This is a genomic window from Vibrio vulnificus NBRC 15645 = ATCC 27562, from assembly GCF_002224265.1.
In the GTDB taxonomy this organism is placed as follows: domain Bacteria; phylum Pseudomonadota; class Gammaproteobacteria; order Enterobacterales; family Vibrionaceae; genus Vibrio; species Vibrio vulnificus.
Window position 1 is genome coordinate 1661700 of record NZ_CP012882.1, and the last position, 16364, is coordinate 1678063.

General features: G+C 46.1%; 16 protein-coding genes. 10 read left to right on the plus strand and 6 right to left on the minus strand.

Features of this window, described 5'->3' with window-relative positions:
• Nucleotides 1-3 precede the first annotated feature (3 nt).
• Nucleotides 4-276 (minus strand): nitrate/nitrite transporter NrtS, encoded by a 273-nt coding sequence (gene nrtS, locus AOT11_RS22835; RefSeq protein WP_011151841.1) that lies wholly within the window; start codon nucleotides 274-276, stop codon nucleotides 4-6.
• Nucleotides 277-402: 126 nt separating this feature from the next.
• Between nrtS and AOT11_RS22840 the strand changes: the two genes are divergently transcribed.
• Entirely contained in the window at nucleotides 403-1329 is a 927-nt protein-coding gene (locus AOT11_RS22840) for an AraC family transcriptional regulator (protein ID WP_017422463.1), read from the plus strand.
• A 2-nt stretch (nucleotides 1330-1331) separates the two neighbouring features.
• Here the strand turns inward: AOT11_RS22840 and yjjG are convergent, their stop codons facing one another.
• On the minus strand, nucleotides 1332-2006 hold the full coding sequence (yjjG, locus tag AOT11_RS22845; RefSeq protein ID WP_017422462.1) for a pyrimidine 5'-nucleotidase: 675 nt from the start codon (nucleotides 2004-2006) through the stop codon (nucleotides 1332-1334).
• A gap of 125 nt (nucleotides 2007-2131) precedes the next feature.
• Between yjjG and AOT11_RS22850 the strand changes: the two genes are divergently transcribed.
• Genes AOT11_RS22850 through AOT11_RS22860 form a run of 3 tightly spaced genes read left to right on the plus strand, consistent with a single transcriptional unit; the run spans nucleotide 2132 to nucleotide 4153 of the window.
• Nucleotides 2132-3055, plus strand: a complete 924-nt coding sequence (locus tag AOT11_RS22850) for a LysR family transcriptional regulator (protein ID WP_017422461.1) — start codon at nucleotides 2132-2134, stop codon at nucleotides 3053-3055.
• A 52-nt stretch (nucleotides 3056-3107) separates the two neighbouring features.
• A complete protein-coding gene (locus tag AOT11_RS22855; RefSeq protein ID WP_017422460.1) occupies nucleotides 3108-3422 on the plus strand; it encodes a hypothetical protein in 315 nt (104 codons plus the stop codon).
• Nucleotides 3423-3466: 44 nt separating this feature from the next.
• Nucleotides 3467-4153, plus strand: coding sequence for a helix-turn-helix transcriptional regulator (locus tag AOT11_RS22860; protein ID WP_017422459.1), 687 nt, complete (start codon nucleotides 3467-3469; stop codon nucleotides 4151-4153).
• 57 nt (nucleotides 4154-4210) lie between these two features.
• Here AOT11_RS22860 and AOT11_RS22865 read toward each other — a convergent pair whose 3' ends face one another.
• Together AOT11_RS22865 and AOT11_RS22870 are read right to left on the minus strand one after the other, a co-directional pair.
• On the minus strand, nucleotides 4211-4759 hold the full coding sequence (locus tag AOT11_RS22865) for a sugar O-acetyltransferase (RefSeq protein ID WP_011082492.1): 549 nt from the start codon (nucleotides 4757-4759) through the stop codon (nucleotides 4211-4213).
• 123 nt (nucleotides 4760-4882) lie between these two features.
• Nucleotides 4883-5281 (minus strand): OsmC family protein, encoded by a 399-nt coding sequence (locus tag AOT11_RS22870; protein ID WP_026050746.1) that lies wholly within the window; start codon nucleotides 5279-5281, stop codon nucleotides 4883-4885.
• A gap of 147 nt (nucleotides 5282-5428) precedes the next feature.
• On the opposite strand from AOT11_RS22870, the gene msrB reads away from it, so the two are divergent.
• Both msrB and AOT11_RS22880 read left to right on the plus strand, forming a co-directional pair.
• The gene (msrB, locus tag AOT11_RS22875; protein ID WP_026050747.1) at nucleotides 5429-6571 is read left to right on the plus strand and encodes a peptide-methionine (R)-S-oxide reductase MsrB; all 1143 of its coding nucleotides are present in this window, start codon (nucleotides 5429-5431) and stop codon (nucleotides 6569-6571) included.
• A gap of 407 nt (nucleotides 6572-6978) precedes the next feature.
• Complete coding sequence (locus tag AOT11_RS22880) at nucleotides 6979-7995, plus strand: GGDEF domain-containing protein (protein ID WP_026050748.1); 1017 nt, start codon at nucleotides 6979-6981, stop codon at nucleotides 7993-7995.
• A gap of 159 nt (nucleotides 7996-8154) precedes the next feature.
• On the opposite strand, the gene AOT11_RS22885 is transcribed toward AOT11_RS22880, so the two are convergent.
• Nucleotides 8155-8727, minus strand: a complete 573-nt coding sequence (locus tag AOT11_RS22885; RefSeq protein WP_015727639.1) for an aldolase/citrate lyase/malate synthase family protein — start codon at nucleotides 8725-8727, stop codon at nucleotides 8155-8157.
• A 182-nt stretch (nucleotides 8728-8909) separates the two neighbouring features.
• Between AOT11_RS22885 and AOT11_RS22890 the strand changes: the two genes are divergently transcribed.
• Nucleotides 8910-10433: a DUF3612 domain-containing protein gene (locus AOT11_RS22890; RefSeq protein WP_017422455.1), complete on the plus strand. Its 1524-nt coding sequence runs from the start codon at nucleotides 8910-8912 to the stop codon at nucleotides 10431-10433.
• Between the two features lie 440 nt (nucleotides 10434-10873).
• Entirely contained in the window at nucleotides 10874-12868 is a 1995-nt protein-coding gene (locus tag AOT11_RS22895; protein WP_017422454.1) for a methyl-accepting chemotaxis protein, read from the plus strand.
• A gap of 122 nt (nucleotides 12869-12990) precedes the next feature.
• Here the strand turns inward: AOT11_RS22895 and AOT11_RS22900 are convergent, their stop codons facing one another.
• Entirely contained in the window at nucleotides 12991-14370 is a 1380-nt protein-coding gene (locus tag AOT11_RS22900; protein WP_017422453.1) for a diguanylate cyclase, read from the minus strand.
• A gap of 142 nt (nucleotides 14371-14512) precedes the next feature.
• Between AOT11_RS22900 and AOT11_RS22905 the strand changes: the two genes are divergently transcribed.
• Nucleotides 14513-15124 carry an alpha-ketoglutarate-dependent dioxygenase AlkB family protein gene (locus AOT11_RS22905; RefSeq protein ID WP_017422452.1) on the plus strand — a complete coding sequence of 204 codons (612 nt, stop codon included), beginning with the start codon at nucleotides 14513-14515 and terminating at the stop codon, nucleotides 15122-15124.
• 70 nt (nucleotides 15125-15194) lie between these two features.
• Nucleotides 15195-16292 (plus strand): DUF3541 domain-containing protein, encoded by a 1098-nt coding sequence (locus AOT11_RS22910; protein ID WP_026050749.1) that lies wholly within the window; start codon nucleotides 15195-15197, stop codon nucleotides 16290-16292.
• Nucleotides 16293-16364 lie beyond the last annotated feature (72 nt).

Consider the following 16364-nt stretch of genomic DNA (forward strand, 5'->3'; position numbering starts at 1 on the left):
CAGTTACGCACTCTTTCGCATGGCCAATGTTGCACTCACGCTGGCTTGGGTAGAAACACAAAATGGCACCATATAAGTCAGCAAAATTTTTAGTACGCGCTCACTCTCGACCTGACCCGCGAATAATGCATCACCGTGATTGATCATCATTAGTACCGTACCGACAATCGCCGCCACCTTGATGGAGCGTTTCAAAATTGAAGGGGTTTTCGCGGTCGAGATAAAATCACTCAACGTTGTTTTTCTGCTTGTCGATTTCAATTCTGAAGTTGGCATGGCAAAGGTCAGCTCCCTTTTGTCTTAACGCGTTGTCTTATCGCGGTTTAGTTTGTGTGATTACTTTGGAATTACCACCAACAAATGCAGGAATAATTCGTTTTAACGGGGTTAACAGTAAAGGAATTGTTCTGTACGATGAATGCTTTCTCGTCCACAAATTATGCTCAGGAGTACAATTTGGAGCCCTTTTCTCATTTAATTCAACATATGCGGTTGGACGTTGAGGTGTATCACAATGCCCAAGTGTGCGGAAACTGGGTGATAAATAAAGACGAAGCCACCCACACCAGTTTCCATATGGTGACCAAAGGCGACTGTCGTTTAGATGTTCCTGACGTGATGCAAGAAACCCTGCGCACGGGTGACTTGGTCATTTTCCCCAAAGAGCTCAACCATCGCCTCTCCCCCATTACACCATTGATTGGCGAGCAGCAGCATCTCAGCTATGCGCAATGCCAAGATCCAAACTCCACTGGATTATTATGCGCGAAAGTCGAATTCCAACACATTGGCATTCATGGCATTTTGCAAGCCTTGCCTTGTGTCTTCGTCATCAAAGCAGAAGAAAGTGAAAAATGGCTGACGCCAATCATGTCAATGATTCTTGCTGAAAGTTACCAAGACGGAACAGGGTCGGATGTGATCATCGGCAGGCTTGCCGAACTGCTGTTTATCAACGCGTTAAGGGCTTACTTGTACTCGCACCCCGAACAAGTGGGGCTGCTCTCTTTGTACGCCCACCCCAAGCTGCGTCATGTCATTTCTGCGGTTCACCAGCAGCCACAACATGACTGGACATTGGAATCTCTCGCCAAGCACTGCGCTATGTCGCGCAGTGCACTCGCGAACACGTTTCGTCAGATCAGTGGTTCAACGGTCATCGAGTATTTGACGTGGTGGCGCATGCAGCTTGCTTGGAGCCAAATTAAGGCTGGAGACAGCATCGCTTTGGTCGCCGAATCGGTGGGCTATCGCTCGGAAGCGGCGTTTTCAAGGGCCTTTAAGAAAGCGTTTCTTATTAGCCCCGGAAAAGCTCGCAAAGAAGCTTGATCTTACGCTTGAAGAATGGCTTTCAGCGCTGACAGTGACGTCACGGTGTAGTGAGGAGCAATCGCGGCATCAGGCTGACTCCCTGGATGTTGCAACCAACAGGTTTCAATACCAAAGTTCAGCCCGCCGAGAATGTCAGAGTGAAGGTTGTCTCCCACCATCAGAATTTTGCTTTTGCATGGCAATCCTGCCACTTGCAACGCGTGGTCAAAAATGGCGAGATCCGGTTTCGCAACGCCCACTTGTTCTGAGATCACCACTTTGTCGAAATAGGCACTCATTCCGGTGCGCTCTAAACGTACGGCCTGCAACTCAGTAAAACCGTTGGTGATAATGCCCATCTTCACTTTGCCGTGTAGCGCTTCCATCAGTTCTTGTGCGCCAGGCAGTAAAGTACAAATATCCGCCATGGCATCGAGAAACGCAGAGTTAAGCTCCAAAGTCGTGGTGTCCAGTCTTTTCGCCCACTCAGCAAAACGTCGATGCTTGATCTCTTCTGCGGTGATCTTGCCATCTTGGTAGTCTACCCAAAGTGGTTTGTTGACAGTTTGATACTCTTGAAAGTCCTCTTGCGTGAAATCCACGCCTTTACGGGCAAACATCAATTGCATGCCTTTAAAAGCATCAAAGTGAAAAAGGGTTTCGTCTGCGTCAAACCAGATCCATTCGTATTTCATTGTTTTACTTCCACAACCAACTCATTTTTCGCTAGTTTAGATTGTTTTTCTATTTAAGATAATCACCACACTAAGAAAAACATTGTATCCTTAGTGGCAACAATCTCATTTTCATCACGAGCCCTATGCATAGTCAATTCTCCGATTTGCCGATTTTTGTCTCGGTTGTTGAATGCGGTAGCTTTTCCTCTGCTGCCAAACAGCTCCATTTAACCAAATCCGCCGTTAGTAAACGCATCAATCATCTCGAAGATAAACTCGGTAGCCGCTTGTTGAATCGTACCACTCGAAAGCTGAGCTTAACGGAGGCGGGAGAACGTTACTACGAGTATGCGGTGCAAGCACTCAATCTGGCCAGACAAGGGGTTGATGCCGTTACCGAACTCCAAGGTGAACCACGAGGAAGACTGAAAATCACGGCCCCAATGACTTTTGGTGTGCTTCATGTTGCCCCACTAATCAGTGAATTTTTGAGCCGTTATCCTAAGGTCGAAGTAGATTTGCAGTTGGAAGATCAGATGGTCGACCTCGTGGCTGGCCGCTTCGATCTCGGTATTCGTATTGGTCACCTGCCTGATTCGAACCTTATCGCAAAACGTCTTGCGCCCTGCCGCACCGTGTTATGTGCCTCGCCAGACTATGTTTCCCGCATGGGTTCACCGAGCAAACCGGCCGATCTCGCTCAGCACAATTGCTTGCGCTACAGTTATTTTCGCGGTGGTAACGAGTGGCTTTTTCTCAATCAAGGTAACGAATACAGAGTTCTGCCTAAGGGCAATTTTATCGTCAACAATAGTGAAGCCATCCGAAGAGCACTGCTTGCCGGCATTGGCATTGCGCAAATGCCGACATTTATCATCGGCAAAGAGTTACGTGATAGAAAACTCGTCAACCTCATGCCTGAGTATCAGTTGCCACAACATTTTCTCTACGCTGTTTTCCCAGAACGCAAACACATGCCATTGAAAGTCCGGATGTTTATCGACTTCCTCAATGAAAAGCTGGGCAGTGATGCACCGTACTGGGATTCGGCTACTGACACGTTCTGACAGCGAAGAGAGGTAATGTGAGTTTGACTATCACACAACAGGAGAATCTCTCATGGAACAAGTTATCGAGTTAGTAAGCTACACATTAGTGGAAGGGGCAACAGAGCAAGACATCGTTGCAGCGACAGAACAAAGCCATCGATTTATCGCCACTCTACCCGGTTTTCTTTATCGCTCGCTAAGTCACGACTGCACCACCAATCGTTGGACAGACATTGTTTACTGGCAAACAATGGACGATGCCAAGAGTGCCGGTGAACAGTTTACGACTTGCCCTGATTGCCAACCATTGATGGGATTGATCGAGCATCCGTCATTAGTGATGCAACATCAGTTGATCAAAATGAGTTCATGCAGTACTCAGTAATCGACAAGCCTCACTTAACCCAGTTTGTTTAATTTAGGAACACCATGAGTAAATCAGAACGACTATTTGAACTGCTCACTCTATTACGCTCAAAGCGTTACGCAGTCACCGCCAAGCAACTTGCCGAAACAATGGAAGTGAGCGAGCGGACGATTTATCGTGATATTCAGTCACTGATTCACTCAGGGGTTCCCATTCAAGGAGAAGCGGGCGTTGGCTACTTACTCCAAAGTGGTTCTCACCTGCCACCGCTGATGTTTACTGAAAAAGAGATGATGGCACTGGAACTTGGCATGCGAATGGTGCGAGCTTGGTCAGATGCAGAATTGGCCGACGCGTCGCGCTCCGCCTCCATCAAGATTCTTTCCGTCCTGCCGGATAAACTCAAACAGCAAGTGGAAGATTTTCCTCTCATTGTGCCAGAGTTTCATACCCATTCAGAAACCGCAAAGCGCGGGCAACTGCTGCGACACGCGATAGAACATCACTTTAAAGTCAGCCTCGATTATCAAGATGAAAACGGCCAAACCACTGAACGTAAAATCCAACCTCTTGGCCAGTTCTTTTGGGGCAAGGTTTGGACACTGGTCGCCTGGTGCGAACTTCGCCAAGATTACCGTCAGTTTCGCCTAGACCGAATCCAAGCAATGCGTATGCACGATGAAGAGTTTGAAACAACCGCAAGCAAATCGCTCAAGCATTATCTAGCGCTATACGAACCAACGGATTGATAGCGAACAAGCAGCATGAGCGTTTTCCGCATCAAAGTCCTTAGCAAACTGTTTGCGCTACTTGTCTAACCGTCGAATCAGTTTCGCTGGGGTGCCCCCATACAAACAGTCAGGCGGGACATCATGATTAACCACCGAGTTCGCAGCGATGACAGAACGAGCTCCAATGGTGACCCCCTGATTGATGACGCAATTTCCACCAATCCAAACATCATCTTCGACAACAATTGGTTTGCAGAAGGTTTCCCACTGGCGTCGACTTCGATAATCAAGGGAATGAGAAGCGGTATAAAACTGGCAACTCGGGCCAATTAACACGTGACTGCCTATCGTAATGTGCGCCCCATCCAGCATCACAACATTCATGTTGATGAACGTTTCCTCACCAATAGAGATGGTTTTGCCAAATTCACACATAAATGGAGGCTGGATATAACTGTTGCCCATGCTGGCAAAGAGCTGTTTTTGCAGTGCGATGCGTTGTTCTGTTTCCGTTGCCGCGTTGATCTCTTTCAATAACACCGCCGCACGATTGCGAATCGCATCAATTTCCGCATCCGCGCCATCAAAGATTTGCCCGGAATTCATTTTTTCAAATTCAGTCATCGGATATACCTCATCCTAAGTGACGAAAAATACTCATCCATCCTAACTAGAAGTCAAAAAGAAAAAAGAGAAAAGCCTTCACTTTTCTCTTCCGCTTTATCGAGTTATTTGTGTCGTTTGGATTTAAACGATTTCCCAGCTGTGCGTCATTTCGACACCGGCACCGAGCATTAAGCACACAGAACAATATTTTTCGAGAGAGTCCGCCGTCACTTTTGCCACGATCGCTTCATCAAGTTGTTCACCCGAAACGACGAAATGGATGTTCACTGCGGTAAAAATACGCGGGGCGGTTTCACGACGCTCTGTGCTCAGTTTTGCATTCACAGAACTCACTTTCTGACCTGCCGTTTTCAAACCGTCTACCACATCAACAGAGCTACAACCACCCGCGGCCATTAGCACCATTTCCATAGGGCTTGGCGCCGTTGCACCCCCATTTCCGTCCATAACAACGGAATGTCCTGACTGCGAGGTACCCAAAAATTTAAAATCTTCTACCCACTTAACTTCTGCTTGCATGGCTTCTATTCTCAACATTGACCATTAGTGGCTCTACTCTAGCCAGCTAAAACCGGATAGCAACGGAAAATTGCATTTCTAGGAAATTTTTTTGGCCTTTGGCCTTTCTTGTTACGTATGTTCTCAATAAATTCCATTGAGGTAGTAATGAAAAAACTCAGCAAATTACTCATTTCCGCAGCCATTGCGCTGCCACTTATGTTCACTCTGCTCGCCAAAGTCGGCGTTGCCGATACCATGGACAAAACCTCACCAAACTTAGCATCCTTGCCCGTTGCAACGCTAGCCGGCGGTTGTTTTTGGTGTACTGAATCAGACCTTGAAAAACTAAATGGAGTGTATGATGTGGTGTCTGGTTATTCGGGTGGCGAAATGGCGAATCCGACGTATAGACAAGTCTCCTCGGGTAAAACGGGTCATATTGAAGTGATTCAATTTCGCTACGATCCTAACGTTGTCAGCTATGAAGCGGTGTTAGATTACTTTCTACGCCATATTGACCCTACCGACGATAAAGGTTCGTTTGTCGATCGAGGTCCACAATATCGCCCTGCTATTTTTTATCATACTGCCGAGCAAAAACAGATTGCGGAGCGGTTTCTTAAAGAAGTCGATGAGGCGCAGATCTACCCAAAACCACTTAAAACGGAACTGATTGAGTACGAAGCGTTTTATCCCGCAGAGCAATACCATCAGGATTACTACAAAAAAAGTAGCTTGAAATACAAGTATTACCGCCACGCCTCTGGTCGTGACCAGTATCTCGATAAAGTCTTTGGTGATGACCGCATTGAGCAACCCAAAACACTGCGTCAGTTGATTGATGAGAAAGCACTGACGAAAAACGCCAAAACCTACTCGCGCCCATCGGACAAAGAGATCAAAGCACAACTGACAGATTTACAGTATTACGTCACACAGAAAGAAGGCACTGAAAGACCCTTTAACAACGAATATTGGGACAACAAAGAGGCGGGTATCTATGTCGATATTGTCTCTGGTGAGCCACTCTTTTCTTCAACCGACAAGTATAAATCCGGTACAGGCTGGCCAAGTTTTACCAAACCGATTAGCTCGGCTTACATTGTCACCAAAACCGACTACAAACTGCTGTACCCTCGCACCGAGGTACGAAGCAAGTTTGCGGATTCGCACTTAGGACATGTGTTTGACGATGGACCAGCACCAACCGGATTGCGTTATTGTATGAACTCAGCGGCCATGAAATTTATTCCAGTGGCTCAAATGGAGAACATGGGTTACGGCGAGTATTTAACCTTGTTCCAATAGCAACGTCGGTTTTCTGTTTATTCTCCAATGAGGGGCATATTTTGTGTCCCTCATTTTCTTTTCAATTCGTCTCATACCTACAAACAGTGATTTCAAACTGGATTTTACAAATTATCTGGTTTAAGGTTCCATCCATTGCAATTCACTCTGTTGCACATTTATTCCCCAAATTTGTTCCGCGAGAGGTAAGGCAGTTGTTTCAACACCATCTTTCTCACTTCCCTGCGGAACACTTCCCTTTCAAATCACAATTCAATAGATCGCATACCAGCCATTAAATATATTGATTGCTGCATGGTTTTTTTTAATAATTCCTGCTCAAAAATGATAAAAATTAAAGCACTACAATCATTGTTCCGCTACTCTTAGCTATATGATTGTTAGCTCTCGTTAAAAGCATAATTAGAATGACAAGCGACGACTTTAAGAAATCCACCGCTAATTTAAAAAAAGCGGTACCTTTGATGATTAAGAACCACGTAGCGGCCACACCTGCAAACTATGCCCTTTGGTATACCTACGTGGACAACGCTATTCCTCAACTCAATCAGGAAATGGATACCGTTTTAGAAAACTACGGTATCTGCCCACCCGCGACTAACGAGCAGCTCTACAACAACTACGTAGCGAGCAAAGCGGAAACCAGCATGAAGGACCTGAGAAGCAACATTGAAGTGTTGTTGCTCGAGGTTGCGAGCTCCATGACGGATACCATCGCGGACACTTCCTCTTTTTCGACACTCGTTGATAAAAATTTCAGCAAGTTAGAGAAAGTAGAAGATGAAGGCTTGAGTATTGAAGAAGTGATGGGCGTTATACGTGAACTGGTGACGGAGTCACGCGAGATCCGCCACTCCACCCGTTTCCTCACGAGCCAACTCAATAACGCAAGCAACGAAATCTCTCGCTTGAAAGAGCAGTTAGCGGAAGTGCAAAGAGACGCTCTCTTTGATGGACTATCCGCACTTTATAATCGCCGTGCGTTCGATAGCGATCTCAAGGCACTAGTAAATGCCCAGCAAAACCTAAGCCTTATCTTGCTCGACATCGATCATTTTAAAACCTTCAACGACAACTATGGCCACCTGTTTGGCGATTCGGTGATTCGTGCGATTGCCAAACGACTGCAAACAAGTTGCCGTGAAGGTATTGCGGCGTATCGATTTGGCGGAGAAGAGTTCGCGTTGATTGTGCCCAATAAATCTCTGCGAATTGCTCGTCAATACGCTGAGTCACTTCGCCGCACCATCGAAAAACTGAAAGTCAAAGACAAACGCTCTGGCCAGCAAGTGGAAAACATCAGTGCTTCATTTGGTGTTGCCGAGTTGAAGCCAGACGAAACTTCAGAATCGTTGATCGAACGTGCTGACAAACTGCTTTATGAAGCGAAGCAACTTGGTCGTAACCGCGTGATGCCACTGTAAAGACGCCAAGGAAAGCCTCGAGAGGACTTCGAGTGCCCGCACTAAGAAAGACATACTGCATGCTGAGCGTTCAAAAATGATAACGGTCAACAAACTCAACACAAACAACAAAGCCCCAAGAATCAACAGAGATACTCGGGGCTTGAGTTGTGTGTCTATTTAGATGCTATAGCAGTAACTCAGTACATAATCTTCACCACTTTTCGCGGTATATTCTTTATCTTCACTGCTGGCCATTGGCTTACCATTCACGTCGCCTTTCACTAGACTGATCCAATGACGCATTGCCGTTGGTGCATCACCAGTTAATTCAGGGCTAAAGGTCGTGCGCGTTTCCAATTGAATATCGTCGATATCGACAAGTTCCACACTTCCTGTGCCTTTGTGGCAACCCAGCATCACTTCAATGTGGCTGCCTGATTCATCGCGTAGCAAGATAGAGCAAGGATCTTCCTTCTCTCCCGTGAAAGCGACAAAATGTTTTGGTGCTTGAAGGCCACTGTGAGAACCATCTGCAAAATATGCCATCAGGTGGCGATAGTCGATCACATAGCTGGTTACGTCTTGATGAGAGCCAGATTCTAGCGGAAACATTCTGTCGAGAAGCTGTTTCGCTTTTTGTTGTTTTTCATCTTGCTGATTAGAATTTACCGCTTCGACGGCAAATACGGCTTCAGCGATAAATGGGCGTTGTTGTTGGTTTTCATTTTTATCGAATGTCAGCATATTCATCGTCTTGTCCTCTTGGATAACACACAACAATTTTGTTTTAGAGCACATACTTCAAACTTACGTTTTAGTTGCAAGCAAATTTGTGAAGTTGAAGGTTCTTTTCCTTGCTCTCTTAGTATGTAGACTAGCGAATTTTTTACTACAATTTCACAACAAAAATTTTACAGTGTGAATTTTACAAAATGTCTGTGTCAAAAAGCTTGATTCGCCAATCGCATTTTCTGGGGACAAAAATTAGAAATTTGCGGAAAAATAACCACTTAACAATGGAAGACCTTTCTGCGCGCTGTATTCGTATTAACCCTGAATACGCACCTTCAGTTTCCTACCTATCGATGATCGAACGGGGAAAACGCGTTCCAAGCATCGATATGTTAGAAGTGATTGCTGAAGTTTTTCAAAAAGATCCCGCTTGGTTCCTCGACGATGAACCCGAGCTCGAAGCGATTACCCCCAACAAAGGCAATCGCGGTGGCTTAAATGGAATGGCGTTAGAACCCAGCTTTCTTTTCTCCAACGACATTTTACAAATCGCCATTCCCGAAATGCTGTCACAAACGGGCATTACAGGACGCCAATTCGCTCACTTATTGATCCGTGCTCACCAAGAAGCCAACCAAAACCATTTCCCAGATTTGGAAAGAGCTGCGGAAGAGGTTGGCAAGAAACGCCTGAATTTATCGGCAGAAGATCTTATCGACATTGCGAAAAGCCTTGGCTTGGACATCCGTTGGATCAATCGCACGCCGAAAGATGTAGTGGACGAACTTGGCGTTAACGCCAAGCAACTCGTCACCTCTTTTATGGAGCCACCGGGCACTATCTACCTCAACAATCTGATGAAAGAGTACCCAACCCGCTTAAAATACGATTTGGCGGTGTACATCGGTCATCGAATTTTGCACAGCTCAGACAACGTGAAAAACGTGCTCTCCATCGGTCACCAAAATAACTGGGATCAGAATGACGATGTTAACCCAACCTCTGAGCTCAATTCACAAGACATTCTGCAAGCTTGGCGAGATTTTGAATCCAGTTTTTTTGCTGGTGCACTCCTTTGCCCTAAAGTGCCTTTCCGCCAATTGCTTGATCGCTCAGGTTACGAAATCGATGTGCATCAGAAAGCGGGCGTCTCGCCTTCGGTCGCCATGCGACGTATGACAGTGGTGTCACCCTACCCTCACTGGCACTACTTTGATGCTTATGGCCCGGGCAAGTTAAAGGCGGTTTATCGTGGTAACGGTATCCCTCTGCCTTGGGGAAACATGCGAACGGTTAACGACCCATGCCAGCATTGGGCGGTATTTCGCCGACTATCCGAACCACGCAATGGCAGTTCTGCACAACTTTCCATCTTAAACGTGGGTAATGAGCCAAGGCTATATTGCTGTGAATCCATTAACGTGATGGACCCTGCGGGCAACAACCGAGTGTTGTGCGCTGGCATCGACCTTAACCCTGCAATTAATGCCCAAGGTGGCGATGCACTCGAGATTGCTGAAGAACTGAAACGCCTATGTGTCAAACAAGGCGGAAGTGCTGAGATTCCTTTCCACATGCGGAAAGACCTCAAGACCATCGCAAAAATATTGAACATCAAATGGATTGAACGAGGAATCGAAGCCCCTGCTCGTCTTATTTGTTCTCGTGGCGCTGTCTGTCCAAGACAGCCAAGCTGTTATGCTAAATGTTCAGAAGAGGAATAAAAAAAGGCCAAACACAATCAGGTGTTTGGCCGTATATATGTGTGAACAAGTCATTATTCACTAACAACGTCAGTTGGCTAGGTGACCCTCGGCTTAATAAGGGTCACCTTAACTAAAGCAGAATACGTGCCAAGTTTAATATGGGCATAAAATCACGATTCCCGTATCAAATTGGCGCATTTATACACGCGAAATTGCATATTGCATTTGCATAATGCAATCACAGTTCAATATGCTAACAATTTCATTATCAATAACGCATTATACTCTGTGGTTGCGTTTTAAACGCTTGATATAAATCCGATTAAAATTTATGTGATTCACTCAACGTTATCTCACTTTACCATCCATCATGCGCGTGATCTCACTCTATACTTGTTTAGAAATTCTTAATATAAGCGTGTCGTACGTCGCAGATTCGTATGACTTGGAGAGATTTTATGCATTCGCTTTTACGTCGGTTCCAACTCTATATCATCGTGAGTATTGTGGCTGGAATTCCTTTACTGATTTCCATTTTCCTAGCCGGCAATACCATTCTTGATTTCAATCGTCAGGCTAAGATGTCAGAAGTGGACAGAGAAGCCATTAAGATGGTGATCTTGTTTGACAACCTGGCCCATAATTTAGCGGTAGAACGGGGACTCACCGCAGGCGTACTCGGTAGCAAAGGTAATCCAGACCAAGTCGCCGCCTTAGGGCAGCAAAGAGGAAAAGCAGACCAAGCGATCGCCGCGTTGCGCAGCTACAAACCCGAGTTACTAAATAGTACCTTCGTCAATATGCTGGTCAGCGACATCACTCAGCAACTCAGCCAACTGAACAACGTCCGAGCCGGAGTCGACAAACTCGCACCAACCATCGCCCCATTCGGTTATTACTCCAACCTCAATCAATTGGCGATCGATAACAGCCGTTTAATGCTGTCACAAGTGGGTAACTACCAGCTTGGTGCACTTGGCGAATCTCTTGTATCAATCATCATAATGAAGGAACGAGCAGGTCAGGTACGCGGCGCACTTAATGGTGTGTTTGCACGCGGCCAAGCAACCCCGGTTCTGTATGCCAATATCCAAGGCTACATCAGCTCCGGTGACTATGCGAAGCGCAGCGCGATGCTTGAGCTTCCCCCACAATTCAAGCAACAGCTTCAAACCCAAGAACGCAACCAAGTTTGGCAGCAAGTCGAAAGCATCCAGAAGAGTTTCCTGTCTCAATCTGAGCAGCTCGATGCCATCAACGGTCCAACGTCACAAGAATGGTTCAAACTCGCAACAGAACGCATTACCTTGATTAATCAAGTCCGCAATTTGTTACAAGGTGAAATGAACACCCTTTCAGAACAACGCGCAGCCAGCGCCATCATGACCCGCAATGTTCTCACCATCGGCGCCGCTGTGCTTTCCTTCCTGTTTGCGTGGATCGTTATCGCGACCGTCACTAACTTGAGAAGTCGTGTTGGCTCCTTAACAAGCAAGTTGTCTGAGATGGCTAAACGCTGCGATCTCTCCGTCGATCTTGACCAAACGGGCCGTGACGAAATTGCCTCTATTGCGGCGAGCATTAACCAACTTAACCACGCGATTCGTCATTTGATTCAAGATGTCAAAGAGACCAATGATCACAGCACAGAACGTCTAAACCAAATCATCGCAACTTCCGGAGAACTCGACTCAAGCGGCCAAGAAACCATCGCAAAATGTGACAATATCGCCACCGCAATGACCGAACTGTCTCAATCCAGTGTTGAAATTGCCCACTCAGCCGAGCGTGCAACCGAAGACACAGACAATATGAACCAGCAAGTATTGGAGTGCCAAAGCCAAAGTACACTTTCATTTAATTCGGTAAAAAGCTTGCTAGCGCAAATCGACGCCACGCAGCATTGCATGCATGAGTTAGAAAGCGATACACAAAGCATTGGGCAAATCGTCGCGACCATCAACGCCGTATCCGAACAAACCAACCTCTTGGCGCTCAATGCTGCGATTGAAGCCGCCCGAGCAGGAGAACATGGCCGTGGTTTCGCAGTTGTCTCATCTGAAGTCAGAGATCTTGCCCAGCGTAGCCAAGAAGCAACAGAGAGCATCAGTAAACTGCTGGATAAAATTCGTGACAACACAAAATCTGCGGTGGATAACATGGCGAAGAGTAAACAGGCCAGTGATGAAACGTTCCATTCTGTCGATGTAGTAAAACAGAGTGTCGAAAAGCTGGAATCGGCTATCGAACAGGTCAATCAACACATCAGTAGTATTGCCAACGCCACCATTGAACAGTCCAAAGCCAGTGAAGCGATCGACAAAGATGTCGATGTTTTGGCCGACATTGCACATCGCACCGGTAGCCATGCGAACAACCTCAACGAAATCGTCAACGGTTACCAAGCAGAAGTGCATCGAGTCCAAGGTAAACTTCACGAATTTAAACTCTAGTCTCTCAAGACGAAAACAGTACTGCTGTACAAAAACAACAAAGGCCCAACTGGGCCTTTGTTGTTTCTTTTTGTTAGCAACACGAATGGTTCTTTTGCCGACAATTAACACTCATCTGAATGCTAGCTAATGGCGGCAAAACGCATTTTGTTGGCCTTTTTCTCGTTATACATACGCTGGTCGGCTTGTTTGAGCATCTCTTCAGAATCTTTCATCTCATGGTGGAACAAGCAGTAACCAATGCTAATGTGCAAATAGATCAACTCACCTTCATACACAATGGGCATCGAGCAAAGCGCCGCTTTGAGTTTATTGAGTAAGATTTCCATGTCTTTTTCATGCGTCATTCTTGCAGAGAGTACCAAAAACTCATCGCCACCAATGCGTGCGACTAAGTCGGTCGAGCGCAAAGTACTCTTCAACCTTTCCGCACAAGCAATCAGTACTTTGTCACCAGCTGCATGCCCATGAGTATCATTGATCTGTTTAAAGCGGTCGAGATCGAGATTAATGACGGCAAAGGTATCATCGCGGCCTTGTTTCTTGGCGTGTTCAAAATGGTGTTCTAGGGAATACATAAAGTAACGTCGGTTCGGCAACCCCGTCAGCTCATCATGCAAAGAGCGGCTATGCGCCATCGTATAGAGACGATAAATAGCGAGAAACACCAGACAGAGTATTAATGCAGTGGGGTAACCAATCAAGCGCACAATTTGTGTTTGATACCAGGGCATTAACGCGGCATAGCGCCCATCATCGGCCACAGCCAATACCCAACCTCCGTAAGGAAAGCTCACACGCTCTTTGACAAATGCATCATTGAACGTCGCTTCATCACCGTAAATCATCGCTCCTTTCTCGGCTTCACTATCCAAACCTTTTATCGCGACTCGATATTGATAGGCAAAACTGGCAAATCCAACCTCCATCAATAGCGAATCAAAATTCAGTACGGCACTGCACACACCCCAATATTGGGAATTAAGCGGGGGATCGCTAAAGATAGGCACACGAGCCACCAGCGCCTTACCTCCTTGAACTAACTCAATCGGGCCAGCAATAAAAATCTCTTCAATGGTTTTCGCTTTAACGATAGATTCCCACTGTGCTGGTTCTTTTTTGTAGTCCAATCCTAAGACGCTCTCATTTCCGACCCATGGATAGACATAATTCACCACGTCATCTCTTGCGAGGCCTATAACGCGTAAATGTTTCCCTTTGCGCAGAATTTTCTCAGAAGCTTGGTCAAGCGCTTGCTTGTTGCTATTTGGATGAAGAGAAATGAGCGTTGCTAGACTGCTCACGATGTAGATGTCCGACACGATCGCCGCTTCCAACTTCGAACGAATGGTGGATAGTTGCTCTTTTGCTTCTCGCTGGAAATACTCTTGGCGCACTTTTTTCTGCTCATGATTAAGCAGTTCGACAATGCCGACGGAAAGAGTGATGAACAGGAGAAACAATAAGTTAACACTCCATCGCTTTCCAAACGTATATTTCATTAAATCCCCAGATCAACGCCTACAACGTAGGACAAGCAAATAATAAATCGTTATTATTGTTAAAAAAGTTAATATATGTATAAGAATAAACCAATCTTGTATTTATAGGTAAGCAATATTTCGTCTCTTTCTAGGTAAGTGTATGTCATCTTCGCTGTTTTTGTTTGATTCACCCGATTGGCTGACCATAACCGATGGCCAGTTGCTGTGGTGGCCGACATTTCTTTCTCAAGATCAAGCCGAAACGTACTTTGCTCAGCTAAAGCATGAACTTCCGTGGGAGCAAAAAGCCATTCAAATGTTTGGCCGCCAAGTCCTACAACCTCGCCTTCAGGCTTGGTGTGGTGACGCGGCTTACACTTATTCAGGCTTGACCATGCAACCTCTGCCTTGGACACCCACGTTACTCGATCTAAAAGCGCGTTGCGAGAATGCCTCCGGCCATTTATTTAACTCGGTATTGGCGAATCTCTACCGCAATGGACAAGACTCTATGGGCTGGCATCAGGATGACGAACCAGAACTGGGCGGCAATCCTGTCATCGCCTCCGTCAATTTGGGAGAAAGCCGTCGCTTTGTTCTTCAACACCTCATTACCAAAGAGAAAATCGAGTTCGAACTGACCAGTGGATCGTTATTGATCATGGCAGGCAGCACTCAGCACTATTGGCGACATTGTGTACCCAAAACCGCTAAAGCCAAATCGGAGCGAATAAATCTCACCTTTCGCCAGATAATTCCTACCGCCATTTGACCTGACGCTTACATAAACGGTGGCAATAACTGATACCTTTCAATTTATCATCTTGATATGGGACTCAGTCATGAATATCGCCACACGGATACTAATTACCCTGCTCTCTCTCGGTATCGGCTTCTCTGCCTTTGCCAGTGAAGAAAACAGCAAACCCACTTACCAGCAATCAGCCTCCTTGATAAAAAGCACTTACGAGCAGCAACTCTATACCTTGTCGCCTTTTAAAGAAGGTCATTACGGATTGCGTATGTATCGCCAAACACTCGACCCAAAATATTCTGCTGCCGTTTGGAGTGATATGGCGAGAGTCGCAAGCCGCTTAAATCGCTTTGCTTCTGAAGTGTATACGCCCGAGCAAATCATTCTTTATTCTGAAAAGCGTATTGCAAGCTATCTTGATGATACTGATGAACGAAGTGTACGCCGTTATACCGCCACAAAACACATGCCTGAGTATCTGTATCTTGGTGTGGATCTGCTTGGCTCGATGGCTCGTGCCAACGAATATGGTTTAGAACACAAACAAGACGATAGATTACGTGAAGTGATCCGCCGCTACGACTTTAAAAAATACGCCACCAATCCGGAAATGATTGAAGCGTGGGCAGCTCAGCTGGCCAATCAAGTTTATTGGCTTAAGCAGCTTGGGGAGCAAGACGTCGTGCAAGCGTTTATTGATGCCTTCCGCCAAACCTATCCGGATGCAAAAGATAAACAGCTCAATGGCCAACAATACGGCAACAAGCTCTACGGAATGACCCATATCATCTTCGCTGATTCAGAGTACTATCAGCATCAAGTGGATGAGAAGCGGCATCAATGGATCTTTGACTATTTCCGTGAACACATTGACACCATATTGATTCGAGCCAAAGAAGACATCATCGCAGAAGTCGGGATCAGCTTTTTACTCGCAGGACTAGAAGATGATCCGGTGGTGGAAAAAACACGCCAAGCCATTCAAGCTTCAATCGACCCTGAACGCGGTATGATCCCGTCAGTATCCGGTGATTTTGAGTTAGAGTCAGGCGAACACCGTAACGTGCTAGCCATTATGTTGCTCGATTGGCAGCGCGTGAATGAAGCCCCCACCCTGCAACACAACCCGAAAGTTTTTTCCTCAATACCTTACGGTTTAATTGCCGATAAGCCAGCTCAACCCTAACCTTTGCAAATCTAACGTATAAAAAATGCCCTGTTCTCACAGGGCATTTTTGTTTTTAATTAGCATCTCTTC

What these genes read in the sequence shown, in the direction of transcription:
- AOT11_RS22910 (WP_026050749.1), top strand. Translation starts at nt 15,195, where the DNA reads ATGAATATCGCCACACGGATACTAATTACCCTGCTCTCTCTCGGTATC.
- AOT11_RS22905 (WP_017422452.1), top strand. Translation starts at nt 14,513, where the DNA reads ATGTCATCTTCGCTGTTTTTGTTTGATTCACCCGATTGGCTGACCATA.
- AOT11_RS22895 (WP_017422454.1), top strand. Translation starts at nt 10,874, where the DNA reads ATGCATTCGCTTTTACGTCGGTTCCAACTCTATATCATCGTGAGTATT.
- msrB (WP_026050747.1), top strand. Translation starts at nt 5,429, where the DNA reads ATGAAAAAACTCAGCAAATTACTCATTTCCGCAGCCATTGCGCTGCCA.
- AOT11_RS22880 (WP_026050748.1), top strand. Translation starts at nt 6,979, where the DNA reads ATGACAAGCGACGACTTTAAGAAATCCACCGCTAATTTAAAAAAAGCG.
- AOT11_RS22900 (WP_017422453.1), bottom strand. Translation starts at nt 14,370, where the DNA reads ATGAAATATACGTTTGGAAAGCGATGGAGTGTTAACTTATTGTTTCTC.
- AOT11_RS22885 (WP_015727639.1), bottom strand. Translation starts at nt 8,727, where the DNA reads ATGAATATGCTGACATTCGATAAAAATGAAAACCAACAACAACGCCCA.
- AOT11_RS22865 (WP_011082492.1), bottom strand. Translation starts at nt 4,759, where the DNA reads ATGACTGAATTTGAAAAAATGAATTCCGGGCAAATCTTTGATGGCGCG.
- AOT11_RS22860 (WP_017422459.1), top strand. Translation starts at nt 3,467, where the DNA reads ATGAGTAAATCAGAACGACTATTTGAACTGCTCACTCTATTACGCTCA.
- AOT11_RS22870 (WP_026050746.1), bottom strand. Translation starts at nt 5,281, where the DNA reads ATGCAAGCAGAAGTTAAGTGGGTAGAAGATTTTAAATTTTTGGGTACC.
- AOT11_RS22850 (WP_017422461.1), top strand. Translation starts at nt 2,132, where the DNA reads ATGCATAGTCAATTCTCCGATTTGCCGATTTTTGTCTCGGTTGTTGAA.
- yjjG (WP_017422462.1), bottom strand. Translation starts at nt 2,006, where the DNA reads ATGAAATACGAATGGATCTGGTTTGACGCAGACGAAACCCTTTTTCAC.
- nrtS (WP_011151841.1), bottom strand. Translation starts at nt 276, where the DNA reads ATGCCAACTTCAGAATTGAAATCGACAAGCAGAAAAACAACGTTGAGT.
- AOT11_RS22890 (WP_017422455.1), top strand. Translation starts at nt 8,910, where the DNA reads ATGTCTGTGTCAAAAAGCTTGATTCGCCAATCGCATTTTCTGGGGACA.
- AOT11_RS22855 (WP_017422460.1), top strand. Translation starts at nt 3,108, where the DNA reads ATGGAACAAGTTATCGAGTTAGTAAGCTACACATTAGTGGAAGGGGCA.